This is a genomic window from Streptomyces sp. NPDC047017 (assembly GCF_040644175.1).
Taxonomy (GTDB): domain Bacteria; phylum Actinomycetota; class Actinomycetes; order Streptomycetales; family Streptomycetaceae; genus Streptomyces.
Map to the genome: position 1 here is coordinate 101,081 of NZ_JBEYVW010000008.1, position 23,034 is coordinate 124,114.

General features: G+C 72.2%; 22 protein-coding genes. 16 read left to right on the forward strand and 6 right to left on the reverse strand.

Annotated elements, in window-relative coordinates; all coding sequences use genetic code 11:
- Positions 1 to 5: 5 nt before the first annotated feature.
- On the forward strand, positions 6 to 1,409 hold the full coding sequence (locus ABZ858_RS15770; RefSeq protein ID WP_361377449.1) for a dipeptidase: 1,404 nt from the start codon (positions 6 to 8) through the stop codon (positions 1,407 to 1,409).
- Positions 1,410 to 1,487: 78 nt separating this feature from the next.
- Positions 1,488 to 2,432 (forward strand): NAD(+) diphosphatase, encoded by a 945-nt coding sequence (gene nudC / locus ABZ858_RS15775; protein ID WP_361377452.1) that lies wholly within the window; start codon positions 1,488 to 1,490, stop codon positions 2,430 to 2,432.
- 89 nt (positions 2,433 to 2,521) lie between these two features.
- On the opposite strand, the gene ABZ858_RS15780 is transcribed toward nudC, so the two are convergent.
- Positions 2,522 to 2,764: a mycoredoxin gene (locus tag ABZ858_RS15780; protein WP_361377455.1), complete on the reverse strand. Its 243-nt coding sequence runs from the start codon at positions 2,762 to 2,764 to the stop codon at positions 2,522 to 2,524.
- Positions 2,765 to 2,996: 232 nt separating this feature from the next.
- On the opposite strand from ABZ858_RS15780, the gene ABZ858_RS15785 reads away from it, so the two are divergent.
- From ABZ858_RS15785 to ABZ858_RS15805, 5 genes are all read left to right on the forward strand, one after another.
- On the forward strand, positions 2,997 to 5,213 hold the full coding sequence (locus ABZ858_RS15785) for an ATP-dependent DNA helicase UvrD2 (protein WP_361377458.1): 2,217 nt from the start codon (positions 2,997 to 2,999) through the stop codon (positions 5,211 to 5,213).
- Between the two features lie 166 nt (positions 5,214 to 5,379).
- The gene (locus tag ABZ858_RS15790) at positions 5,380 to 5,700 is read left to right on the forward strand and encodes a hypothetical protein (protein ID WP_361377461.1); all 321 of its coding nucleotides are present in this window, start codon (positions 5,380 to 5,382) and stop codon (positions 5,698 to 5,700) included.
- A gap of 175 nt (positions 5,701 to 5,875) precedes the next feature.
- On the forward strand, positions 5,876 to 6,244 hold the full coding sequence (locus ABZ858_RS15795; protein WP_361377464.1) for a WhiB family transcriptional regulator: 369 nt from the start codon (positions 5,876 to 5,878) through the stop codon (positions 6,242 to 6,244).
- A complete protein-coding gene (locus ABZ858_RS15800) occupies positions 6,241 to 6,564 on the forward strand; it encodes a hypothetical protein (protein ID WP_361377467.1) in 324 nt (107 codons plus the stop codon). The genes ABZ858_RS15795 and ABZ858_RS15800 overlap by 4 nt, the downstream gene beginning before the upstream one ends.
- A 135-nt stretch (positions 6,565 to 6,699) precedes the next feature.
- Positions 6,700 to 6,909, forward strand: a complete 210-nt coding sequence (locus tag ABZ858_RS15805) for a hypothetical protein (protein WP_361377470.1) — start codon at positions 6,700 to 6,702, stop codon at positions 6,907 to 6,909.
- Positions 6,910 to 6,945: 36 nt separating this feature from the next.
- Here the strand turns inward: ABZ858_RS15805 and ABZ858_RS15810 are convergent, their stop codons facing one another.
- Together ABZ858_RS15810 and ABZ858_RS15815 are read right to left on the reverse strand one after the other, a co-directional pair.
- Positions 6,946 to 8,361 carry an AarF/ABC1/UbiB kinase family protein gene (locus ABZ858_RS15810; RefSeq protein WP_361377473.1) on the reverse strand — a complete coding sequence of 472 codons (1,416 nt, stop codon included), beginning with the start codon at positions 8,359 to 8,361 and terminating at the stop codon, positions 6,946 to 6,948.
- A complete protein-coding gene (locus ABZ858_RS15815) occupies positions 8,354 to 9,568 on the reverse strand; it encodes a TOMM precursor leader peptide-binding protein (RefSeq protein WP_361377476.1) in 1,215 nt (404 codons plus the stop codon). Before ABZ858_RS15815 ends, ABZ858_RS15810 begins: the two co-directional genes overlap by 8 nt.
- A gap of 202 nt (positions 9,569 to 9,770) precedes the next feature.
- Here ABZ858_RS15815 and ABZ858_RS15820 point away from each other — a divergent pair, with 202 nt between their 5' ends.
- The 4 genes from ABZ858_RS15820 to ABZ858_RS15835 all read left to right on the forward strand — a co-directional run bounded on the left by ABZ858_RS15820 (position 9,771) and on the right by ABZ858_RS15835 (position 13,665).
- Complete coding sequence (locus tag ABZ858_RS15820) at positions 9,771 to 10,367, forward strand: M48 family metallopeptidase (RefSeq protein ID WP_361377479.1); 597 nt, start codon at positions 9,771 to 9,773, stop codon at positions 10,365 to 10,367.
- Between the two features lie 129 nt (positions 10,368 to 10,496).
- A complete protein-coding gene (locus tag ABZ858_RS15825) occupies positions 10,497 to 12,200 on the forward strand; it encodes a TerD family protein (RefSeq protein ID WP_361377482.1) in 1,704 nt (567 codons plus the stop codon).
- Between the two features lie 12 nt (positions 12,201 to 12,212).
- On the forward strand, positions 12,213 to 12,893 hold the full coding sequence (locus tag ABZ858_RS15830; RefSeq protein ID WP_361377485.1) for an AIM24 family protein: 681 nt from the start codon (positions 12,213 to 12,215) through the stop codon (positions 12,891 to 12,893).
- A 16-nt stretch (positions 12,894 to 12,909) separates the two neighbouring features.
- Entirely contained in the window at positions 12,910 to 13,665 is a 756-nt protein-coding gene (locus tag ABZ858_RS15835) for an AIM24 family protein (protein WP_361377488.1), read from the forward strand.
- 61 nt (positions 13,666 to 13,726) lie between these two features.
- On the opposite strand, the gene ABZ858_RS15840 is transcribed toward ABZ858_RS15835, so the two are convergent.
- Both ABZ858_RS15840 and ABZ858_RS15845 read right to left on the reverse strand, forming a co-directional pair.
- Positions 13,727 to 14,242: an NUDIX domain-containing protein gene (locus ABZ858_RS15840; protein ID WP_361377491.1), complete on the reverse strand. Its 516-nt coding sequence runs from the start codon at positions 14,240 to 14,242 to the stop codon at positions 13,727 to 13,729.
- The gene (locus ABZ858_RS15845; RefSeq protein ID WP_361377494.1) at positions 14,239 to 15,750 is read right to left on the reverse strand and encodes a zinc-dependent metalloprotease; all 1,512 of its coding nucleotides are present in this window, start codon (positions 15,748 to 15,750) and stop codon (positions 14,239 to 14,241) included. The genes ABZ858_RS15840 and ABZ858_RS15845 overlap by 4 nt, the downstream gene beginning before the upstream one ends.
- Before the next feature lie 192 nt (positions 15,751 to 15,942).
- Here ABZ858_RS15845 and ABZ858_RS15850 point away from each other — a divergent pair, with 192 nt between their 5' ends.
- The 4 genes from ABZ858_RS15850 (at position 15,943) to ABZ858_RS15865 (ending at position 19,185) form a co-directional block, all read left to right on the forward strand.
- Complete coding sequence (locus ABZ858_RS15850; protein WP_361377497.1) at positions 15,943 to 17,055, forward strand: SDR family oxidoreductase; 1,113 nt, start codon at positions 15,943 to 15,945, stop codon at positions 17,053 to 17,055.
- Between the two features lie 136 nt (positions 17,056 to 17,191).
- Positions 17,192 to 17,653 carry a molybdenum cofactor biosynthesis protein MoaE gene (locus tag ABZ858_RS15855; RefSeq protein WP_361377500.1) on the forward strand — a complete coding sequence of 154 codons (462 nt, stop codon included), beginning with the start codon at positions 17,192 to 17,194 and terminating at the stop codon, positions 17,651 to 17,653.
- 204 nt (positions 17,654 to 17,857) lie between these two features.
- A complete protein-coding gene (locus ABZ858_RS15860) occupies positions 17,858 to 18,022 on the forward strand; it encodes a hypothetical protein (RefSeq protein WP_361377503.1) in 165 nt (54 codons plus the stop codon).
- Between the two features lie 62 nt (positions 18,023 to 18,084).
- Positions 18,085 to 19,185 carry a PDZ domain-containing protein gene (locus tag ABZ858_RS15865; protein ID WP_361377506.1) on the forward strand — a complete coding sequence of 367 codons (1,101 nt, stop codon included), beginning with the start codon at positions 18,085 to 18,087 and terminating at the stop codon, positions 19,183 to 19,185.
- A 57-nt stretch (positions 19,186 to 19,242) separates the two neighbouring features.
- Here ABZ858_RS15865 and ABZ858_RS15870 read toward each other — a convergent pair whose 3' ends face one another.
- A complete protein-coding gene (locus tag ABZ858_RS15870; protein ID WP_361377509.1) occupies positions 19,243 to 19,785 on the reverse strand; it encodes a PPA1309 family protein in 543 nt (180 codons plus the stop codon).
- 175 nt (positions 19,786 to 19,960) lie between these two features.
- Between ABZ858_RS15870 and ABZ858_RS15875 the strand changes: the two genes are divergently transcribed.
- Complete coding sequence (locus ABZ858_RS15875) at positions 19,961 to 22,870, forward strand: UPF0182 family protein (protein ID WP_361378014.1); 2,910 nt, start codon at positions 19,961 to 19,963, stop codon at positions 22,868 to 22,870.
- Positions 22,871 to 23,034: the final 164 nt, after the last annotated feature.

The following is a 23,034-nucleotide window of genomic DNA, read 5'->3' on the forward strand; positions in this document are numbered from 1 at the left end:
GGAGCATGAGCCAGACCCCGGACAGCGCCGTCCGTACGTACATCGAGCAGCACCGCGCCGCCTTCCTCGACGACCTCGCCGAATGGCTGCGCATCCCGTCCGTGTCGGCCCAGCCCGACCACGCGCCCGATGTACGCCGCAGCGCCGACTGGCTCGCCGCCAAGCTCAAGGAGACCGGTTTCCCGACCGCCGAGGTCTGGCCGACGCCGGGCGCCCCGGCCGTCTTCGCCGAATGGCCCTGCGCCGACCCCGGCGCGCCCACGGTCCTGGTCTACGGCCACCACGACGTGCAGCCCGCCGCCCGCGAGGACGGCTGGCACAGCGAGCCCTTCGAGCCGGTCGTCCGCGGAGACCGCCTCTACGCGCGCGGGGCGGCCGACGACAAGGGCCAGGTGTTCTTCCACACACTCGGGGTCCGCGCCCACCTCGCCGCCACCGGCCGTACCGCCCCCGCCGTCCACCTCAAGCTGCTGATCGAGGGCGAGGAGGAGTCCGGCTCGCCGCACTTCCGCGCGCTGGTCGAGAGCCGCGCCGACCGGCTCGCCGCCGACGCGGTGATCGTCTCCGACACCGGCATGTGGTCCGAGGACACCCCCACCGTGTGCACCGGCATGCGGGGCCTGGCCGAGTGCGAGATCCGGCTCTCCGGCCCCGACCAGGACATCCACTCCGGTTCCTTCGGCGGCGCCGTGCCCAATCCGGCGACCGCCGCCGCCCGCCTGGTGGCCGCCCTGCACGACGAGCACGCGCGCGTGGCGGTCCCCGGCTTCTACGACGGTGTCGTCCCGCTCACCGACCGCGAACGCGAACTCTTCGCGGAGCTGCCCTTCGACGAGGAGCAGTGGCTGCGCACCGCCAAGTCGTACGCCGCCCACGGCGAGGCCGGGCACACCACCCTGGAGCGGGTCTGGGCCCGCCCCACCGCCGAGGTCAACGGCATCGGCGGCGGCTACCAGGGCCCCGGCAGCAAGACGATCATCCCGTCCACGGCGATGGTGAAGCTGTCGTTCCGCCTGGTCGCCGGCCAGGACCCCGATCACATCGAGAAGGCCGTCCGCGTCTGGGCCGCCGAGCAGCTGCCGGCCGGCATCCGGCACGAGATCGCCTTCAGCTCGGCCACCCGCCCGTGCCTGACCCCGCTGGACCACCCCGCGCTCCAGGCCGTGGCCCGCGCGATGGGCCGCGCCTTCGAGAGGCCCGTCCGCTTCACCCGCGAGGGAGGCTCGGGACCGGCCGCCGACCTCCAGGAGGTCCTCGGCGCACCCGTGCTCTTCCTGGGCATCTCCGTCCCGTCCGACGGCTGGCACGCCCCCGACGAGAAGGTCGAACTCGACCTCCTGTTCAAGGGCGTCGAGACCAGCGCGTACCTGTGGGGCGACCTCGCCGAGAACTGGCGCGATGCCCCCTGACGGGCTGCCGCCTCCCGCCCTACGTCCCGCTGAACCGCCGCCGAAACAACCGTTGCCCCGGGGGAGTTGGAAGCACTCGTGACCACCTGGACCGACCGCACCGCAGACCGACCCATCTCGCTCACCGCGCCCAGCGGCGTCGACCGGGCCGCCCACCACCGGCTCGACGAGGCCTGGCTCGCCGCGGCCTGGAGCCACCCCACCACCCGCTGTTTCGTGGTCTCCGGCGGCCAGGTGCTCATCGACGAGACACCCGACGGCCGCACCGAGGTCGTCATGACCCCGTCCTTCGAGGCCCCCCTCACCGAGGCGCACCGCTACTTCCTGGGCACCGACGAGGACGGCGTCAGCTACTTCGCGCTGCAGAAGGACTCCCTGCCCGGCCGCATGGACCAGTCCGCCCGCCCGGCCGGACTGCGCGAGGCGGGCCTGCTGCTCTCCCCGCGTGACGCGGCCCTGATGGCGCACGCGGTGGCCCTGGAGAACTGGCAGCGCCTGCACCGCTTCTGCTCGCGCTGCGGCGAGCGCACCGTGATCGCGGCGGCCGGTCACATCCGCCGCTGCCCGGCCTGCGGCGCCGAGCACTATCCGCGCACCGACCCCGCGGTGATCATGGCGGTCACCGACGACGAGGACCGCATCCTCCTCGGCCGCCAGGTGCACTGGCCCGAGGGCCGCTTCTCCACGCTCGCCGGCTTCGTCGAGCCGGGCGAGTCCATCGAGCAGGCGGTGCGCCGCGAGGTCCACGAGGAGGTCGGCGTCGCGGTCGGCGGCGTCGAGTACGTCGCCAGCCAGCCCTGGCCGTTCCCCTCCAGCCTGATGCTGGGCTTCATGGCGCACGCCACCTCCACCGACATCAATGTCGACGGCGACGAGATCCACGAGGCCCGCTGGTTCTCCCGTGAGGACCTGCACGCGGCCTTCGAGTCCGGCGAGGTCCAGCCGCCGTACGGCATCTCGATCGCGGCCCGGCTCATCGAGCTGTGGTACGGCAAGCCGCTGCCGACCAGGAGCGTCGTCTGAGACGACCGTGAGCGATGCGAGAGGGCGCCCCCCGAGGTCTTCGGGGGGCGCCCTCTCGCATCGCTCACGCGGTCGCGGACCGGCCGGCCTCAGCCGCCGATCTTCTGCTTGACCTGCGCCAGCGACGGGTTCGTCAGCGTCGATCCGTCCTCGAAGAGCACGGTGGGAACGGTCTGGTTCCCACCGTTCGCCTTCTCGACGAAGGCCGCGGACTCCGGGTCATGCTCGATGTTGATCTCGTTGTACGTGATGCCTTCGCGGTCCATCTGGCTCTTCAGCCGGCGGCAGTAGCCGCACCACGTGGTGCTGTACATCGTCACGGTGCCCGGCATGTCTTTCGCGCTCCTTCGGCGGGTCGGGGACGTAGTGGTCGCTGTGGAGGAACGTACGTCACCGGTCCGGCATTCCCACCGGGGGTATGAGGTACCGGGGCGGGCCGCCACCGGACGTGGGTGACATCTGTCGCGCGCGTACGGCGTGACCCGTGCCGCATTAGTACGACCGCAAGGGCCCGCCTGTGGACAACCGGCTCACCCGTCCCGGGGGACCTGGCAGCATGGCTGTGTGACAGCAGCAACGCACTCCACCCTCTTCCCGCAGGTACCGGACTCTGCCGACGCGGTGCTCGAAGGGCTCGACCCCGAGCAGCGCGAGGTCGCCACCGCGCTGCACGGTCCGGTGTGCGTGCTGGCCGGTGCCGGCACGGGCAAGACCCGCGCGATCACCCACCGGATCGCCTACGGGGTGCGCGCCGGTGTCCTCCAGCCCTCCAGCGTGCTCGCCGTCACCTTCACCAACCGCGCCGCGGGCGAGATGCGCGGCCGGCTGCGGCAGCTCGGCGCGCAGGGCGTGCAGGCCCGCACCTTCCACTCGGCCGCCCTGCGCCAGCTCCAGTACTTCTGGCCGAAAGCGATCGGTGGCGGCATGCCCCGGCTGGTGGACCGCAAGATCCAGCTCGTCGCGGACGCGGCCGCGGCCTGCCGCATCCGCCTGGACCGGGGGGAGCTGCGGGACGTCGCCGCGGAGATCGAGTGGTCCAAGGTCACCCAGACCGTCCCGGCCGACTACACCATCGCAGCCGCGAAGGCCGGCCGCGCGGCCCCGCGTGACCCGGCCGAGGTCGCCCAGCTCTACGCGGCCTACGAGGACCTCAAACGCGATCGCTCGGTCATCGACTTCGAGGACGTCCTGCTGCTGACCGTCGCCGTCCTGCAGGACCGGCGTGACGTCGCCGAACAGGTCCGGACTCAGTACCAGCACTTCGTGGTGGACGAGTACCAGGACGTCAGCCCGCTCCAGCAGCGCCTGCTGGACCTGTGGCTCGGGGACCGGGACAGCCTGTGCGTCGTCGGCGACGCCAGCCAGACCATCTACTCGTTCACAGGAGCAACCCCCGACCACCTCCTCGACTTCCGGGTCCGGCACCCCGGGGCCACCGTCGTCAAGCTGGTCCGCGACTACCGCTCCACCCCCCAGGTCGTCCACCTGGCCAACGGGCTGCTCGCCCAGGCCCGCGGCCGCGCCGCCGACCACCGGCTGGAACTGATCTCCCAGCGCCCCACCGGCCCCGAGCCGGAGTACACCGAGTACCCGGACGAGCCCGCCGAGGCCGAGGGCGCGGCCCGCCGCATCCACGAACTGATCGCCTCCGGCGTCCCGGCCAGCCAGATCGCGGTCCTGTTCCGGACCAACGCCCAGTCGGAGACCCACGAGCAGGCCCTCGCGGACGTCGGTGTGCCCTACCAGCTGCGCGGCGCCGAGCGGTTCTTCGACCGGCCCGAGGTGCGCAAGGCGATCGTCGCGCTGCGCGGCGCCGCCCGTTTCGGCGGCAACGACGTCCTGCTGGACGACGTCGTCGACCTGCCCTCGCAGGTGCGTGCCGTGCTGTCGGGCGAGGGCTGGACCCCGCAGCCCCCGGCCGGTTCCGGCGCGGTCAGGGAGCGCTGGGAGTCGCTGGCCGCGCTGGTGAACCTCGCGCAGGACTTCGCCGCCGCCCGGCGCGGTGCCGGCCTGGGCGATCTCGTGGCCGAGCTGGACGAGCGGGCCGCCGCCCAGCACGTCCCCACCGTCGAGGGCGTCACCCTCGCCTCGCTGCACTCCGCCAAGGGCCTGGAGTGGGACGTCGTCTTCCTGGCCGGCGTCGCCGAGGGCATGATGCCGATCACCTACGCCAGGACCGACGAGCAGATCGAGGAGGAACGCCGCCTGCTCTACGTCGGCGTCACCCGCGCCCGCGAGCGGCTGTCCGTCTCCTGGTCGCTGTCGCGCGCACCGGGCGGCCGCCCCAGCCGCCGTCCCAGCCGTTTCCTCGACGGGCTGCGCCCCGGCTCGGCCGCCGTGGCCGGCCGCGGCGCGGCCGCCGGCTCCGGGGGCGTCGAGCGGGGGAGCGCGGCCGCGGCGCGCACGGCTGCGGGGGGCCCGGGGGCGGTACCCCGGCGCACCCAGCGCACCCCGGCCCGGTGCCGGGTCTGCGGCCGGACGCTCACCGACGCCGGTGAGATGAAGCTGATGCGCTGCGACGACTGCCCCTCCGACATGGACGAGGGTCTGTACGAGCGGCTGCGCGAGTGGCGGGCGGAGCAGGCGAGGCTCAGCGGACAGCCCGCCTTCTGCGTCTTCACCGACCGGACCCTGATGGCGATCGCCGAGGCCGCTCCGGACGACGAGCGGGAGCTGGCCCGCATCCCGGGGGTCGGCATGCGCAAGGTGCGCCGCCACGGGACCGATGTTCTCGCCATCTGCGCAGGTCAGGAGTGCGCCGACGGAGAAGGCGAGGACTGATGCCAACTCGTCGAAAAAATAGTTTGCGCATGCCCGGGGAATCCCCATAGGTTCTTGGTCACGGGAACAGCGGCCTTCCTGAAGGCCCTGACTCGTGTTGTACTTGCGTATCCGTTGCGGACCGGTTCACCCGGTCTCCCCTAGACGCCGAGAGGAGGCGAGTCCAGTGATCAGCATCAAGAGCAGCTTCTTCAGCACCGCCAAAATGACCGATCGCTCGGTCGCCTCCCTGTGCATGCTCGGCGTCTCGGACCAGGGCACCGGTCTGTCCGGCATTCGTGCCGCGCGTCCGGAGTCCGTCCTGTCTCTCGCGGGTCTTCCTGTCCGCGAGCGCAATGAGCGACCGACCGAGGCACGGGAAGCAGTAGTGGCACAGGTCCCCGCCTATGCCTTTACCGCGGCCGGTGCCGGCGACCGGAAGCAGACGACGCACCACCACTCGATGTGGGCCTTCCGTGGGCCGAAACCCTGGAGTGATCCAGCCTGATCGACGATCAGGCCGGCGCCTTCAGGGCCGCGGAACCCCACCCGGGATCCGCGGCCCTTCTGTTTTCCCCGAACGGGGACGACGGAGCGAAGGGGCCTCGGGACAAGAAAAGAACCCGGTACCCAGCCGACACCCGGCCCACCCGGCCGGAACGACCAGACGAGGAAGAACAACCGTGCAACTCGAAGCGCACGCCCCGTCCGTACCGCCTTCCGACACGATCCCCAAGCCTGGTCTCACGGAGGACCCCACCTTGATCCCGCTCACCGCGCTCACCGCGCTCGACGACGCCATCGAGAACCTCGGCGTACCCGTCCCCTGCCGTTCCTACGACCCGGAGGTCTTCTTCGCCGAGTCGCCGGCGGACGTGGAGTACGCCAAGTCCCTCTGCCGCACCTGCCCGCTGATCGAGGCCTGCCTCGCCGGCGCCAAGGAGCGGCGTGAGCCTTGGGGTGTCTGGGGTGGCGAGCTGTTCGTCCAGGGCGTGGTCGTCGCCCGGAAGCGGCCCCGTGGCCGCCCGCGCAAGAACCCGGTTGCGGCATGAACACCCCAGGAACGATCAACCGCCCCCTCACGCACGACCCCCAGAAGCAGGCCCCGATGAAGCCGTCCACCAGCGAGCCCGCGGGCTCCGCGGCCGAAGACGTCACCACCACCGGCGCGAACGACTCGCGTCAGAACAGGACCCGAGAAATGCAACTCATCCCAGAAGCCCTGGCGCGTGCGCATATGCACGAGCGTCTGCAGGAGGCGGAGCGGGAACGCCATGCCGTGCGCCTGGTGAACGCCCGCCGTATGCAGCGCCGCGCCGAGCGCGCCTCGCGGCGTGCCCGCCGCGCGCTGGCCATGGCGGTCATGCAGTGACCGCCCGCCCCACCCGGCGGTGACCGCACGGCCGGGAAGGCGACCATCTGCCCGCGGGGGCCGGTCCGTTCGCACGGGCCGGCCCCCGCCGTACGTTGCGGTCACCGATGCGCCGGACGGAGGTATCGTCACCGCGTGACGCGTCCTTCCGGAGACCCCGACCACGGCGAGGCCGGCGCGCAGCGCCGGCCCGTCAGTTGCGCGCGCTGCGGCACCACCGGTGAGGGCCCGCCGCCCACCTGGACGTACTCCGTGGAGAACGGCGCCCGCCGCTCCTACTGCGACGCCTGCTCCCGGGAGAACCTCCGCTCGATCGAGTCCCGCCTCGACTCGTCCTGGTGGTGATCCGCGCGGGCGAGTCACCACCGGCGTCACCCGCGCTCACGCCCCGGCGGCGGACTCCTCCTCTTCCTGTTCCTCTTCGGCCTCCACCGCCGCCACCCCAGCTCCCGTCCCCGTCTCCTTGTCCGCGACGAAGCCCGGCAGCCACTCCTCCAGTTCGGCCCTCAGCCGCACGGTCGCCCCGAGCTGGCACAGCACACCGATGGTGCTGAGCGTCACACGGTGTATCAGCAGATAGGCGGGAGGCAGGTTGAGCCGCTTGCCCAGCTGGTAGGCGGGGGAGCGGGGATCGGCGATCCGGGCCGCCTGGCCGCGCATCCAGCCGCGGGTGAAGGTGAACTCGTCCGCCTGGGCCGGCTCGATGATCGGCACGAGGTAGTCGAGGACGGCGGCGGGGTCCAGCTCGATGGACTCCTTGACGAAGCCCTCCGCGCACAGCATGTCGTAGACCGCGTCGGCCTCGCCGTCCAGGGTCATCCGCAGGGACTGCCCGATCGGCCTCGGCAGGCCACCGGGGAGCCGGTCGACGGTGCCGAAGTCCAGGACGCCCAGCCGCCAGTTCTCCTCGTCCTCGGGGCCGCCGGGCAGCAGGCGGAAGTTGCCCGGGTGCGGGTCGGCGTGCAGCAGGCCGGTGCGGGCCGGGCCGGAGAACAGGAAACGGGCCAGAAGCTGCCCGGCCCGGTCGCGCTGTTCCGGGGTGCCGTCCGTGATCACCTCCGACAGCGGGACGCCGTCCATCCACTCCGTCACCAGCACCTGCTCCCGCTGGTGCACCACCGCCGGGACCACCACGTCGGGGTCGCCCGCGAACTCCTCCGCGTGCGCCTGCTGGGCCGCGGCCTCCAGGCCGTAGTCCAGCTCCTCGGAGACCCGGTCCTTCAGCTCGGCGATCAGGGGCTTGATGTCCATGCCCGGGATCAGCGGCCCCAGCAGCCGGGCGAACCGGCTCAACTGGCTCAGATCGGATACGAGGGCGTCACCGGCACCGGGATACTGCACCTTGACCGCCACCTCGCGGCCGTCGTGCCACACCGCCCGGTGCACCTGCCCGATCGAGGCCGCCGCGGACGGCTTGTCCTCGAACTCCTCGAACAGCTCGCGCCAGTCGGCGCCGAGCCGCTCCTCCAGCACGGCGTGCACGGTACGGGTCGGCATCGGCGGCGCGGCCTCCTGGAGCTTGGTCAGCGCGGCCCGGTAGGGACCGGCGACCTCCTCGGGCAGCGCCGACTCGAAGACGGACAGCGCCTGCCCGAACTTCATCGCCCCGCCCTTCAGCTCGCCGAGCACCTTGAAGAGCTGGTCGGCGGTGCGCTGCTGCAGCTCCCGGCCGACGATCTCCGCGGACTCACCGACGATCCGTTTGCCCAGTCCCCAGGTCGCTCTCCCGGCGAAGCCGAGCGGGAGCGCGGCCAGCTTGGCGGTCCGGGTGACCGCCTTCCGGGGAAGATCAGACATGAGCCCTCCAAGTCCCAGCAAGCCGCGCCCCGGCTGCCTCACGGCAGGGCGCCGATGACGGCCCTTGCCCAGCCATTGTCTCGCGTGGCCCGTCCTCCTTTGAGGCGCCTTCCGCCTCGGGTTTCCGCGCCGCCCGGCAGGGGCAGTCCGGATGCGGCCGCAACGGGCGCCCGTGCCAGTTCAGACCGGGTGTGGAGACCTCCCAGCGGGCGCCCGCGCTGGACGGCGAGAGCCCGTCCAGGAAGGCGAGCGCGTGGGCGGCCGCCAGCCCGGCGACGGTCGTGGCGAGGGCCAGGTCGCAGGGGCGTACCGTCCGCCGTCCGCCGGACTTCCACTGGGCCACCAGGCGCGGCCAGGTCTCGTCCCGGTCCGTGCGCCGGAGGTGCAGGCATTCGGCGCAGCTCGTCCGGCCCGGCAGCACGAGCGGGCCCACCACGCCCGTGGCCTCCACGACCCCGGCGTACAGATGCGGGGTGCCCGAGGCGATCAGGGGCGCGGCCGCCGCCGGGTCGGGCGCGTGCACGGCCAGGTCGTCGCGCGGGGCGATGACCACCAGCGTGTGTCCGGGCTCATGCTCCTCCCCGGACGTCCCCGGGCCGCGCCGCGCCGGACGGTCGGGGGCCGCCCGGCGCACGGCCTGGCGGGCCGCCGCGTCCCGGCGCCCGCCGACGGCCTCGGCCTCCAGCCCGCCCGGCGCCACGTCCCAGGGCTCCACGCAGCCGCCGTCGCGCACCTCGACCTCGCCGACGCCCGCGCCGGACAGCAGGGCGGCCAGCACCGCCCCCACCCGGCCCGCGCCGCGTACCTGCACGCGTGCCGCGCGCCGGGCGGCCAGCCGGTCGATCGCCTCGCCCGGCTCGCGGACGACCAGGGAGAGCGAGGCGAGGTCGGGAGCCAGCCGGTCCATGACCTCCTTGCGCCCGCGCAGCGCGCGGGCCGCCGCACCGCCCCCGCGCGCGTCGTCGAGCAGTCCGGCGCGGCCCAGCCGCCGCACGAGCCGGTCGACATGGCCCTCGGGCAGGTCCATGCGGTGCCCCTCCTCCCGCAGGAGGGGCAGGCCGCGCGTGCCGTTGAGCAGATCGAGGAAACTGCCCGTCGCGGTGTCGACCGGGCCCAGTGTCAGCGCGTGCGCGGGTGTCATCCCGAACTGCACGGTGTTGAGATCACGCCAGCCGCGCCGGAGCGCGGGCTTCACCATCGGATGCATCAGCGGCCCCCGTAGCCCGAAGGAAGAAGAAGACGAGAGCCAGGATGCCGGGCCCGCCGCTCCGGTGCCGAAAGTTGTCCACAGGCCGGGGCATCAGTCATACGAATCGGATGGTCGATCCGATCGGACCGTCGGTGGGGGATCGGTGTGGAACCGGCCCGCGCCCGGGACTTCCACGGCCCGCACCCGGTAACGTCGGGGCGTGTCCGCCGACCCACTGCACCGCGCCGGAACGCCGCAGCGCGGCAAGACCAGCCCGCCGCCCAGCGGCTCCACGGCGAGCGCGGTCGAGGTCCGCAGGAGCGACCGCCGCCGCCGGACGGTCTCCGCGTACCGCGAGGGCGATCGCACCGTCGTACTCATCCCCGCCCGGATGTCCGAGGCGGAGGAGCGGCGCTGGGTGGGCGTCATGCTGGACAAGCTGGCCGCGCAGGAGAGCCGGCGGGCGCTGGGCGACGCCGAGCTGGCCGAGCGCGCCGCGCGGCTGTCGGCGCAGTACTTCGCAGGCCGGGCGCGGCCTGCCTCGGTCCGCTGGGTCACCAACCAGAACACCCGCTGGGGCTCGTGCACCCCGGCGGAGGGCAGCATCCGGCTCTCGCACCGGCTGCAGGGCATGCCCGAGTACGTCGTCGACTACGTGCTCCTGCACGAACTCGCCCATCTGCTCGTCCCCGGCCACGGCCCCGGCTTCTGGCGGCTCCTGGAGGCGTATCCGCGCACCGAGCGGGCCCGGGGCTATCTCGAAGGGGTGGTCGCCGCGGGACGGCTGCCCCACCTGGCGGACGCGCCCGGCGAGTGACCCGCAGGGCGTACGCCACGGCGGGGCGGGGATTGTGTACCGGGTCTGTACCGGCTTGGTCCGGTGTCGGACTTTGCCGTTAGCCTGGCGCGACGCACTCGCACTCGGGACGGGGGACGGTCGTTACGCATGCCCAGGGAATTCCAACGCGGCCACAAGGCCAGGATCAGTGACCTGACCGCGGGCACGGATCTGTACGTCGGTGTGCAGATCTCCGGCCCCGGACTGACCTTCGACATCAGCTGCTTCGGCCTGGACGCCGAGGAGCGGCTCTCGGACGACCGGTACTTCGTCTTCTTCAACCAGCCGAAGTCCCCCGAGGAGGCCATCCAGCTGCTGGGCGCGCAGGCGGGCGACACGGAGTCCTTCAGGGTCACGCTCGACCGGATCCCGCCGCGGGTCCGGAAGCTGTCGTTCACGGCGACCCTGGACGGCGCCGGGCAGATGTCGCAGATCGCCTCCGGGTACCTGCGCATCGTCGCGGGCGGCGAGGAGGTGGCCCGCTACGCGTTCAGCGGCGCCGAGTTCTCCACCGAGCGGGCCGTGATGCTGGGCGACATCTACCTGAAGGACGTGTGGCGCTTCGCCGCGGTCGGACAGGGGTTCGACGGCGGCCTCGAAGCGCTGCTGAGGAACTTCGGCGGCGAGGTCGTCGAGGACGAGCAGGCACCCGCGCCCGCCGCGGCCCCGCAGCCGCCGTCCGGTGGCGCCCCCGGGTTCGCCCCGCCCGCCCAGGCCGCCGCGCCGCCGTCCTTCGGCGCCCCCGCCGGACCGCCCGCCGTCCCTGCCCCCGCGCCGCAGCCCGCCGCGCAGGGCTACGCGCCGCCGCCCCCGGGAGCCACCCCGCCGCCCCCCGCACCGGCCCCGGCGCCCCCACCCTCCGTGCACGCCGCGCCGACCCTCATCGCGCCCCTGACACCGCCCGTCGGCGGCACCGTGCCCCCGCCCGGACCGGCCCCCGCGCCCTATGGGCACCCGGGCCAGCAGCCACCCCCGTACGGCCACCCCGCCCCGCCCCCCGGCTACGGGCAGCCGCAGGCCCCGCCGCCCCCGCCGGGCTACGGCCACCCCGCCCCGCCGCCCGGTTACGGGCACCCGCAGCCCTACGGGCAGGTCCCGGGCCAGGCGGCCGCCCCCGCGCCCTACGGAGGCCCGCAGGGCGCCCCCCAGGGCACCGGTGTGTCCGCCGCGCTGCAGAAGTTCAAGGAGACGGCCACCGGCCGGCGCTGGACCCTGCAGAACGGCAAACTGATCCGTGCCGACCTCGGCGCAGACGGCCTGCCCGTGCTGGCCCGGCAGGGCAGCATGGTGCTCTACCAGGGCAAGGTCGACTTCAGCTACAAGGGCGCCGGCTTCGCCGGCCGCGTCGTGGGCAACGCCACCGGCCAGGAGATGCAGCTCATGCGCTGCACCGGCCAGGGGCAGGTGTTCTTCGCCGAGAACTCCACCCATCTGCACCCGGTCGAACTCCAGGGCGACGCGATCTGCGTCTCCGCGGAGAACGTCCTCGCCTTCGACGAGAGCCTCCAGTACGAGGTCCGCCGCATCGAGGGACACGGCATTCCCGGGGGTGCCCTGTTCACGATGCAGTTCCAGGGCACCGGCACGATCGTCGTCAAGACGCACGGCACGCCCGTCGTGCTGCCGGTGACCCCGACGACGTTCGTCGACTCCAACGCCGTCGTGGCGTGGTCCGCCGCCGCCCAGGTGATCGTCTCCAGCCAGGTGCGCATGCGCCGCAACGCCTACCCCGGGCACACCGGAGAGGGCGTCAACCTGCAGTTCCGGGCGGCGCCCGGCAACTTCGTCGTCGTCCAGCCGTACGAGGTCTAGAGGGAGCCCGTCATGAACCAGCCGCTCGCGGGCTACGCTCCCGCACCCGTCACCGCCCGCATGGAGAACCACGGCAACCACATGCTGAAGGTCGCCATGCGGACCGGGAACGACCTCTTCGCGCGCGTGGGGTCGATGGTCGCCTACGAGGGCTTCGTCCAGTACGAGCCCAACCCGCCGGCCGTGCGCCAGATCGCCCGCGACTGGATCACCGGCGAGGGCGCGCCCCTGATGAAGTGCACCGGGGACGGCCTGCTCTACCTCGCCGACTACGGCGCCGACGTCGTGGTCATCAACCTGGGCGGCGACGCCGTCTCCGTCAACGCCACCAACCTGCTCGCCTTCGACGCGAGCTTGCAGTGGGGCGTGGAGCGGGTCAAGGGCCTGGCGAAGTTCGCCGGGCAGGGCCTGTGGAACACCAAGATCTCCGGGCAGGGCTGGGTCGCCCTGACCTCCCGGGGCACGCCGATCGTCGTCGACTGCGGCAGCGGCGAGGACGAGACCTACGTCGACCCGGACGCGCTCGTCGCCTGGTCGCCCAGCCTCAAGGTGAAGGGCAAGCGCAGCTTCAAGGCGCAGTCCCTGATCGGCCGGGGCAGCGGCGAGGCGTACCAGATGGCCTTCTCCGGCCAGGGCATCGTCGTCGTGCAGCCCAGCGAGGACAGCACCGACCGCCTCCGGGTGCGGGGCTGAGGGGGGAGAAGGACACATGCAGAGCCCGCTTTTCACCTTCAACGACGCCCAGAGCCAGGAGCGCTGGAGCCTGCAGAACAAGCAGATGCTGCGCGTCGTCCTGGAGGGCCACGACGACATCCTCGCCCGCAAGGGCACCATGGTCGCCTACCAGGGCATGGTCGAGTTCGACGCCGAGTACCAGGGCAGCGGCCAGGCGTACGCGCGGGCGCGCACGGGGGAGGGCCTGGACCTGATGCGCTGCCATGGGCAGGGCACCGTCTACCTCGCCAACCTCGCCCAGTACGTCCACGTCATGGAGGTCGAGCAGGACGGCCTCACGGTGGACAGCGGCTATGTGCTGGCGATGGACTCCTCGCTGCACCACGAGGTGATCGCCGTCGACAGCGTGTACGGCATCTCCGGCTCCGGGAAGTACCAGCTGAACATCACCGGCCGCGGCAAGGTGGCCCTGATGACCTCCGGGGCGCCGCTGCTGATGCAGGTGACACCCGACAAGTACGTCAACTGCGACGCCGACGCCATCGTCGCCTGGTCCACCGGCCTGCGGGTGCAGATGCAGGCCCAGACCCACTCCTCCGGGGTGTGGCGGCGGCGCGGCACCACCGGTGAGGGCTGGGAGCTGAGCTTCATGGGCAGTGGTTACGCGCTTGTCCAGCCCAGTGAGCTGCTGCCGCCGCAGAACGCGGTGATCGGGCAGGGCCTCGCCGCGCAGTTCGGCATGGGCCAGCAGGGCGCGCGCGGGCAGAACCAGGGCAACGTCTGGAGCTGAGCACGGGTAAGGGGCGACCGCATGGGCGGCCGCCCCTTACCCGTGTCGTCCCGTCACCCGGTCAGAGCCGGGCGCGGGTGGCCTCCAGCAGCCGTACGACCGACTTGTCCGCGACCTCGGCCACCTCGTCGTAGGCGAACCAGCGCAGGTCGAGGGACTCGTCGCTGATCGCCTCCACCGCCCCGGCCGGGGCGAGCGCGGCGTACTGGACGTCCAGGTGCCAGGCGCACGGCGTGTGGTGGCGGTCCAGCCGGACCGGGCCGCCGGGCAGCAGCGCCAGCCCCGCGATGCCGGACTCCTCGGCGCCCTCGCGCAGCGCGGCGTCCGCCAGCGCGGCGTCGCCCGGCTCGCAGTGGCCGCCCATCTGCAGCCACATCCGCAGCTTGCGGTGCAGGGTCAGCAGCACCCGGCCGCGCTCCGGGTCGATCACCAGCGCGCTCGCCGTGAGGTGCCCGTCGCCGCAGGACTTCCACAGGCCGTCCGGGTGGGTGCGCAGATGCTCCAGGTAGAGCCCGCGCAGCTCCTCCTGGCCCCCGTACCCCTCCAGGACGAGGACCGCGTCGTCGTGGAGGCTCACTCGGTGCCGTCGCCCTTGCCGGTCCCGTCCTCGCCGCCCTTGCCGTCCTTGTCGCCCGGCTCGTCCTCGGCGGCCTTCTCGTCGCCCCGGGCGCCCGCGTCGCGCTTGCCCGGGTCCGGCTTCCCGGCGGAACCGCCCGCCGCCTCGCCGAGCATCTTGTCCAGCTCGGAGAAGTCCAGCTGCTCACGGTGGACAAAGCCGTCCGGGTCGTCCAGGTCGGCGGCGGTCGGCAGCATGTCCGGGTGGGCCCACAGGGCGTCCCGGCCCTCGACGCCGCGCGCGTCCGTGAGCGAGGCCCACAGCCGGGAGGCGTCCCGCAGCCGCCGCGGACGCAGCTCCAGGCCGATCAGCGTGGCGAACGTCTGCTCGGCCGGGCCGCCCGAGGCCCGGCGGCGGCGCAGCGTCTCACGCAGCGCGTCGGCGGACGACAGGCGCGGCTTGGCGGCGGCGTGCACCACCGCGTCCACCCAGCCCTCGACGAGCGCCAGAGCGGTCTCCAGGCGCGCCAGAGCGGCCTTCTGCTGCGGAGTGTCCTCCGGCTGGAACATGCCCTGCTGGAGGGCGTCCTGCAACTGCTCGGGGTTCTGCGGGTCGAACTGGCCGACCACGTCCTCCAGCTTGGCCGTGTCGACCTTGATCCCGCGCGCGTACCCGTCGACCGCGCCGAACAGGTGCGAGCGCAGCCACGGCACATGCGCGAACAGCCGCTGGTGGGCGGCCTCGCGCAGCGCCAGGTACAGCCGCACCTCGTCCTGGGGGACACCCAGGTCCTTGCCGAACTTCTCGATGTTCACCGGCAGCAGGGCGGCCTTGCCGGCCGGGCCGAGCGGCAGCCCGATGTCGGTCGAACCCACGACCTCACCGGCCAGCACGCCCACGGCCTGCCCGATCTGGGTGCCGAACATGGCGCCGCCCATGGAGCGCATCATGCCGATCAGCGGGCCGGCCATGGCCTGCATCTCCTCGGGCAGCACCTCGCCCATGGCGGTGCCGACGCGCTCGGCGACCGGGTCGACCAGCTCCTTCCACGCCGGGAGGGTCGCCTCGACCCACTCCGCGCGGGACCAGGCCACCGCCGAGCCGGCGCCCGAGGGCAGCGACGTGGCGTCGTCCAGCCACAGGTCGGCCAGGCGGACGGCCTCCTGGACGGCGGTGCGCTCGGCGGGGCCGACGCTGGCGTCCTTGGTGCCGTCCGAGGTGCCCTGGGCGACCGTCTGGCGGGCGATCTGCTTGGCCATGTCCCAGTTCACCGGGCCGCCCTCGTAGGAGAGCATCTGGCCGAGCTGCTGGAACGCGGCGCCCAGGTCGGTGGGGTTCAGCGAGCCGAACATGGCTGCGAGCGGATTGTCGGCACCGGGCCCGCCCATGCCCCCGGCTCCGGGCAGGCCGAAACCGAACGGGTTGGCCGGTCCCTGCCCACCACCGCTCTCCTGGTCCTTCTTCTTGCCTTCGTCGCCGTCGTCCGGCTCCTCCGGCGGAAGGCCGAATCCGAATGGGGTGTCACTCACGGGGTTCCTCGGCTGGTAAGGCCACCGGTTCTCTCCGGCGGCGCGGCTGCCCGACAACACCACCCAGCGTAGACACCGTGAGCGGTTGGGGCCTCGGTGCTCCGCCGACAGAACGCCTGCGGCAGGATGGATGCCACCTGGTACGTACGCGTCCTTCGCGCCCGTATGGAAGACAACCGCTGGAGACGCCCGGTGAGTTCCCCAGATCCACAGGTTCGCGCAGCGCGAAACCATGAAAGCACGTCCGCCGCGCGCGGGCCCGTCGTCGCGGTCACCGGAGCCGCGAGCGGGGTCGGCGCCCTGCTCACCGAGCGGCTGGCCGCCTCCGCGGAGGTCAGGCAGGTCGTCGCCATCGACGAGCGGCGCGGGGAGTGCGCGGCGGCGCAGTGGCACATCCTGGACGTGCGCGACCCGGCGATCGCCGACAAGCTGCGCGGCGCCGACGTGGTGGTGCACCTGGCGCTCGACCTCGACCTGGAGACCGACTCCGCCGCCCGCACGGCCTACAACGTCCGGGGGACGCAGACGGTCCTCACCGCGGCCGCGGCGGCCGGTGTGCACCGGGTCGTGCTGTGCACCTCCGCGATGGTCTACGGGGCGCTGCCCGAGAACGAGCTGCCGCTGTCCGAGGACGCGGAGCTGCGGGCGACCGCCGAGGCGACCGGGGTCGGTGACCTGCTGGAGATCGAACGGCTGGCCCGGCGGGCGCCGCGGGCCCATCCCGGGCTGAATGTCACCGTGGTACGCCCCGCCGTGCTGGTCGGCGGCACCGACACCGCGCTGACCCGGTACTTCGAGTCGCCGCGGCTGCTGGTGGTGGCCGGCTCGCGGCCCGCCTGGCAGTTCTGCCACGTCGAGGACCTGTGCAGCGCGCTGGAGTACGCCGTGCTGGAGAAGGCCGACGGGGAGCTGGCCGTCGGCTGCGACGGCTGGCTGGAGCAGGAGGAGGTCGAGGAGCTGAGCGGGATCCGGCGGATGGAACTGCCGTCGGCGGTCGCGCTCGGCGCCGCCGCCCGGCTGCACCGGATCGGGCTCACACCGTCCCCCGCGGGCGACCTGGCGTACACGATGTATCCCTGGGTGGTGAGCGGGAGCCGGCTGCACGACGCCGGATGGCGGCCCAAGTGGACCAACGAGGAGGTCCTCGCGGAGCTGCTGGAGGAGGTCGCCGGGCGGCACACGGTGGCCGGACGGCGGCTGGGCCGCAAGGACGCGACGGCGGCGGGCGCCGCGGGCGCGACGGTGGCCCTGCTGGGCGCCGCCGCGGTGGTGCGCCGCGCCCGCAAGGCGCGCCGGCGCATCTGAGGGCGCCGGCGCCCGACCGGCGCGGATGCCCGCCGCCGGACGCCTCCCGACTCGTAGGAGACTCCAAGACCGCCCGCCCGGCTGACGGGGGATCACGCTATTCCGGCTCCGCGCGCGCGTGCGGCACGATGGATGTATGGCACCCAGTGACGACCACCCCGGCGAGTACGCCGCCGACAACCCCATCAAGCTGATCGGCGTCCGGGACACCGCGCTCTCCCTGGACGAGGTCTTCCGGGTCGTCGGGGACGACGCCGCCGGGGGGACCGCGCTGTTCGTGGGGACCGTGCGCAACCACGACGGGGGCGCCGACGTGGACGAGCTGGGGTACTCCTGCCATCCCGGCGCGGAGGCCGAGATGCGGCGCGTCGCGGAGAAGGTGGCCGCCGAGTACCCGGTGCGGGCGCTCGCCGCCGTGCACCGGGTGGGGGACCTGAAGGTCGGCGACCTCGCCGTCGTCGTCGGCGTGTCGTGCCCGCACCGGGCCGAGGCCTTCGCGGCCTGCCGGAAGCTGATCGACGACCTCAAGCACGAGGTGCCCATCTGGAAGCACCAGCGGTTCTCCGACGGCACCGAGGAGTGGGTGGGCGCCTGCTGAAGGCTGCTGAGGCCGCCGGCTCACCGCCGCTCGCCCCGTCTCTCCCCGCTCCGCCCCGCCGGTCCTTCCGGAGGCCGCCCCGCCGGTGCCTCCGGCCGTCTCCCCGGTTGCGTAACCGCCCCCCTGCCCCGAGCGTTGTCAGTGCGGATGGTTAATCTGCTGATCAGTCGGTTGCGATCGCTCGATTGGGGTAGGGAGGTCGGCATGGCAGCGCTCGCCTGGTTGCTGATTCCGCTCGTGGCCGGGATAGCCGCCGGAGTGTGGGGGAGCTGGGCGAACCGCACCCGCAAGGTGCGCGGCGACGGACCCGAGCTGGACGGTTACGCCCGTTTCCGCGAGGCCATGGAGAGGTCCACTTCCGGTACCTGAGACGGCTTTCCGGACGGCCGCCCTGACGGTGCGCCGACAGGTACGTCCCGTACTGTCGAGGCATGCCACGCCGCACCGCGACGATGCTCGCCTCCACCCTGATGCTGATCGCGCTCCTGTGCGCGGGAGTCTTCTTCCCCGTGCCGTACTCGGAGCTGTCCCCCGGGCCCACGGTCAACACCCTGGGTGAGCACGACGGCGAGCCGGTGCTGCAGATCGCCGGGCACACCACGTACCCGACCGACGGCCATCTGAACATGACCACGGTCCGGGTCACCGGCGCCGAATACCGGATGAACCTCGTCGAGGCCGTCTACGGCTGGCTGGCCCGCGACAACAAGATCGTCCCGCACGACACGCTCTACCCGGACGGCAAGACGGAGCAGCAGTCGACCCAGGAGAACGCCGAGGAGTTCAGCCAGTCCCAGGAGAGCGCCAAGGTCGCGGCCCTGAAGGCACTCGGCATCCCGGTGCGGTCCTGGGTGATCGTCTCCACCGTCGTCAAGGGCACCCCGGCCCAGGGCAGGCTGCACGCCGGTGACGTCATCAAGGCCGTGGACGGCACCGCGGTCAAGCAGCCCGCCGACGTCGCCAAGCTGGTCACCCGGCACAAGCCCGGCCAGGACGTGACCTTCACCATCGTGCCCGCCAAGGACCAGGCCGACGCCGCGAAGGCGCACAAGGCGGCGACCGTCACCAAGAAGGTCACCATCAGGACGGCGCAGTCCGACGACGCCGGTGCCAAGCGCGCCGTCGTCGGAATCTCCGCCGGCACCGACCACACGTTCCCGTTCACGGTCGACATCAAGCTCGCGGACGTCGGCGGCCCCAGCGCCGGCCTGATGTTCGCCCTCGGCATCTACGACAAGCTCACCCCGGGCAGCCTGACCGGCGGCAGGTTCGTGGCCGGCACCGGGACGATCGACGACAACGGCAAGGTCGGCCCGATCGGCGGCATCGACATGAAGACCGTGGGCGCGCGCGACAAGGGCGCCCAGTTCTTCCTGACGCCCGCCGACAACTGCGCCGAGGCCGCCCACGACACACCCTCCGGGCTCACCCTGGTCAAGGTGAACACCATCGGCGACGCCCTCGGCGCCCTCAAGGACATCCGCTCCGGGAAGACCGCCGGCCTGCCGAAGTGCGCGGCGGCCAAGGGCTGAGCCGCGGCGCCCCGTGAGAGGCGCCCCCGTAGGAGGCGCCCCCCGGGGTCGCGGTCCTCAGTCCGCGAAGGTGGCCGACAGCGCCTCGGCCAGGCCGGGGACCAGACCGGCGCCGGTGAGCACCTCCGTGGCGGCGTCCTTCTCGCGCAGCCGCAGGGCCGACTCCCGGGCGCCGTCGCGCAGCACGGCGACCGTCATGCGGACCTCCTGCCGCTCGGGGTGGCGGGCCACCCACTGGGCCAGCTTCGCCTCGTCGAGTCCCTGCGGGACCTGGGCCTCGGCGGACGGGGGCAGCATCAGGCGTTCCACGGTCAGCGCGCAGCCGGCCACCGCGTCGGGCCAGGCGATGGTGGCGAGGAACTCGTCGAGCGGCCGGTCGGCCGGGACCTCGTCCTGCTCGACGGGGGTGAGACCGGAGGTCTCCGGTTCGTCGGCGAGGCCGAGTTGGGTCGCGAGGGCGGGTTCCTGGGTGCGCAGCCGAGCGGTGTCGACGAGGGCGAAGAGGCGGGCGGGCTGGTCCCAGCCGAGGCCGGAGGCGTACTCGTCGATCTCGAGTACGGCCCGGGTGAGCGGGCTCGCTGCCATGGGAGTGTTGGACATGGTCACAATCCTGCCTCGTTCCTGGCCGGAATCGGGAACCGCCTAAGCGGTGAGTAAGTTGCATAGGTGTGCGCCCCCGACCCGGGGGCGCGCCGTACGGTCCGCGGACACGGGGGCCTGACGCGACGACAGCGAACCACCAGCGAACTTCGAGGTGCGCACCTTGGCTTTCCAGATGCCGGACCGTGGCGGAGGCCCCACGGGCCCGCGGATCAGAGTCGGCCGCCCGTCCCGGCGGGCCCGGACCCTGTTGCTGACACTGGGCGTGCTCGCCGTCCTCGGCATGGGTTTCACGATGTTCGCGGGTTTCTGGACGGACTGGCTGTGGTACCGGTCGGTGCACTACTCGTCGGTGTTCACCACCACGCTGTGGACGAAGATCGGGCTGTTCTTCGTGTTCGGCCTGCTGATGGCGGTGGCCGTCGCGGTCAACGTCTGGCTCGCGCACCGGCTGCGGCCCCCGCTGAGCGCCATGTCGATGGAGCAGCAGAACCTCGACCGCTACCGGATGGGCATCGCGCCGTACAAGAAGTGGCTGCTGTGCGGCATCACCGCCCTGGTGGGGCTGATCGCGGGCGCCTCGGCGGCCGGCCAGTGGCGTACCTGGCTGCTGTGGGTCAACGGCGTGCCGTTCCACCAGACGGACCCGCAGTTCCACCTCGACGTCGCCTTCTACGCCTTCGACCTGCCCTGGTACCGCTTCCTGCTGGGCTTCGGCTTCGCCGCCACGATCCTGTCCCTGATCGCCGCGGCGCTGACCCACTACCTGTACGGCGGGCTGCGCGTCACCAGCCCCGGCGCGCGGGCCACGGCCGCGGCGACCGGGCACCTGTCGGTGCTGCTCGGCGTCTTCGTCGCACTGAAGGCGGTGGCGTACTGGCTCGACCGGTACGGCCTCGCGGTCAAGTCCAGCGACTTCAAGGCGACCGGCAACTGGACCGGGCTGCGCTATGTCGACGCCAACGCCTATCTGCCGGCCAAGACGATCCTGTTCTGCATCGCGGTCATCTGCGCGCTGCTGTTCTTCGCCACCCTGTGGCGGCGCACCTGGCAGCTGCCGGTCATCGGCTTCGGCCTGATGGTGCTCTCCGCGGTCCTCATCGGCGGCCTGTACCCGGCGATCGTGCAGAAGTTCCAGGTCCAGCCCAACGAGCAGGCCAAGGAGGCGCCGTACGTCACGAAGAACATCAAGGCGACGCGCGCGGCGTACGGCATCAACGACACCCAGGTGACCGACTACGACGGCACCAGCAGGACCAAGGACAAGACCACCCTGCGCGATCAGGTCGGCAAGACGGCGAGCATCCGCATCCTCGACCCGAACGTCGTCTCGCCCACGGTCCAGCAGAACCAGCAGATCCGAAGGTTCTACGCGTTCCCCACCAACCTGGACGTGGACCGCTACCCCGCCAAGGGAGGCGGGGCCCAGGACACGGTCGTCGGCCTGCGCGAGCTGAACCTGGACGGTCTCAAGGAGAAGAACTGGATCAACACCCACTTCCGCTACACCCACGGCTACGGCCTGGTCGCCGCCAAGGGCACCGAGACCAGCAACGGCGAGCCGGTCTACACCGAGAAGAACGCGCCGTCCACCGGTGACCTCGGGACGTACCAGCCGCGGGTCTACTACGGCGAGAAGACCACCACCTACTCGATCGTCGGCGGTCCCCAGAAGGAGATCGACTACCCCGACGGCGCCGGTGAGGCGACCACCACCTACCAGGGCGACAGCGGCGTGAGCCTGTCCGGTCCGCTCAACCGGGCCGCGTACGCGCTGGCGTTCGGCGAACCGCAGATCCTCTACTCCGGCGCGATCGGCGACCACTCGCGGATCCTGTACAACCGCACGCCCAAGGAGCGCGTCGAGGCGGTGGCGCCCTGGCTGACCATCGACGGCGACGCCTACCCGGCGATCGTGGACCACCGCATCCAGTGGATCGTCGACGCGTACACCACCTCGAACGGCTACCCGTACGCCTCGCGCACGACCCTCGGCGACACCACCGCCGACTCGCTGACCTACAACAACAACCAGCGCGCGGTGGTGGCCCAGCAGAATCAGGTCAACTACATCCGCAACTCCGTGAAGGCGACCGTCGACGCCTACACGGGTGAGGTCAAGCTGTACCAGTGGGACACCGAGGACCCGGTCCTGAAGACCTGGATGAAGGCGTTCCCGGGCACGGTGAAGCCGAAGTCGGCCATCTCCTCCGACCTGATGTCCCATCTGCGCTACCCGCAGGACCTGTTCAAGGTGCAGCGCGAACTGCTCACCCGCTACCACGTGCAGGACGCGCAGACCTTCCTCAGCGGCAGCGAGGTGTGGCAGGTGCCGGACGACCCGACCACCAAGTCGGGCAACGCGGTGCCGCCGTACTACCTGACCATGAAGATGCCCGACCAGGCCGCCCAGGCGTTCTCGCTGACGACGACGTACACGCCGAGCGCCCGGGACAACCTCAGTGCCTTCATGGCGGTCGACTCCCAGGCGGGCACCCCCGACTACGGCAAGATCAGAATCCTGAAACTGCCGCCCAGCTCCACGGTCGGCGGCCCCAAACAGGTGCAGAGCCAGTTCAACTCCAACTCGTCGCAGAACATCGCCGAGTTCGTCAAGCTCATCAGAGGCGGCGACTCGGAGATCGAGTACGGCAACCTGCTGACCATCCCGCTCGACGGCGGACTGCTCTACGTCGAACCGGTCTACGTGCGCGGCGGCCAGCTCAAGTACCCGCTGATGCGCAAGGTCCTGGTGACCTACGGCGGCACCACCGCGTTCGAGGACACGCTCGACCAGGCGCTCGACAAGGTGTTCGGGAAGTCGGGTGCGGCGCCACCGCCGAAGGACACCGGGAACCCGCCGCCGGCGACGGGCAACCCCACGCTCCAGCAGGCCTTGCAGGACGCCCAGAAGGCGCTGGACGCGGGCCAGGCCGCGCTGAACAAGCGGCCGGCCGACTGGACGGCGTACGGCAAGGCGCAGGAGGACCTCAAGAACGCGCTCCAGCAGGCCGAGAACGCCCAGTCCCAGTCCCAGTCCCGGTCCCAGGCGCAGAAGCAGGGCAGCGGCAAGAACGGGGGCTGACCGTCCACCGGCCGCGACGCCGAGGCCCGGACCCCGCTGCGGGTCCGGGCCTCAGCGATGTGCGAACGCATGTACCGCCGCGCCCGATCGCCGCGCCGCCGTGGCGAATTGGGCCATCTGTGTTTGACTTGTCTCTCTGTGGGCATGTCGACAAAACGCTGAAG

Bases quoted from the DNA above. Each gene is read 5' to 3' on its own strand.
- ABZ858_RS15770 (WP_361377449.1), top strand. From the start codon at position 6: ATGAGCCAGACCCCGGACAGCGCCGTCCGTACGTACATCGAGCAGCAC.
- ABZ858_RS15780 (WP_361377455.1), bottom strand. From the start codon at position 2,764: ATGCCGGGCACCGTGACGATGTACAGCACCACGTGGTGCGGCTACTGC.
- ABZ858_RS15800 (WP_361377467.1), top strand. From the start codon at position 6,241: ATGAACACCCCAGGAACGATCAACCGCCCCCTCACGCACGACCCCCAG.
- ABZ858_RS15810 (WP_361377473.1), bottom strand. From the start codon at position 8,361: ATGTCTGATCTTCCCCGGAAGGCGGTCACCCGGACCGCCAAGCTGGCC.
- ABZ858_RS15815 (WP_361377476.1), bottom strand. From the start codon at position 9,568: ATGCATCCGATGGTGAAGCCCGCGCTCCGGCGCGGCTGGCGTGATCTC.
- ABZ858_RS15825 (WP_361377482.1), top strand. From the start codon at position 10,497: ATGCCCAGGGAATTCCAACGCGGCCACAAGGCCAGGATCAGTGACCTG.
- ABZ858_RS15830 (WP_361377485.1), top strand. From the start codon at position 12,213: ATGAACCAGCCGCTCGCGGGCTACGCTCCCGCACCCGTCACCGCCCGC.
- ABZ858_RS15835 (WP_361377488.1), top strand. From the start codon at position 12,910: ATGCAGAGCCCGCTTTTCACCTTCAACGACGCCCAGAGCCAGGAGCGC.
- ABZ858_RS15855 (WP_361377500.1), top strand. From the start codon at position 17,192: ATGGCACCCAGTGACGACCACCCCGGCGAGTACGCCGCCGACAACCCC.
- ABZ858_RS15860 (WP_361377503.1), top strand. From the start codon at position 17,858: ATGGCAGCGCTCGCCTGGTTGCTGATTCCGCTCGTGGCCGGGATAGCC.
- ABZ858_RS15865 (WP_361377506.1), top strand. From the start codon at position 18,085: ATGCCACGCCGCACCGCGACGATGCTCGCCTCCACCCTGATGCTGATC.
- ABZ858_RS15870 (WP_361377509.1), bottom strand. From the start codon at position 19,785: ATGTCCAACACTCCCATGGCAGCGAGCCCGCTCACCCGGGCCGTACTC.
- ABZ858_RS15875 (WP_361378014.1), top strand. From the start codon at position 19,961: ATGCCGGACCGTGGCGGAGGCCCCACGGGCCCGCGGATCAGAGTCGGC.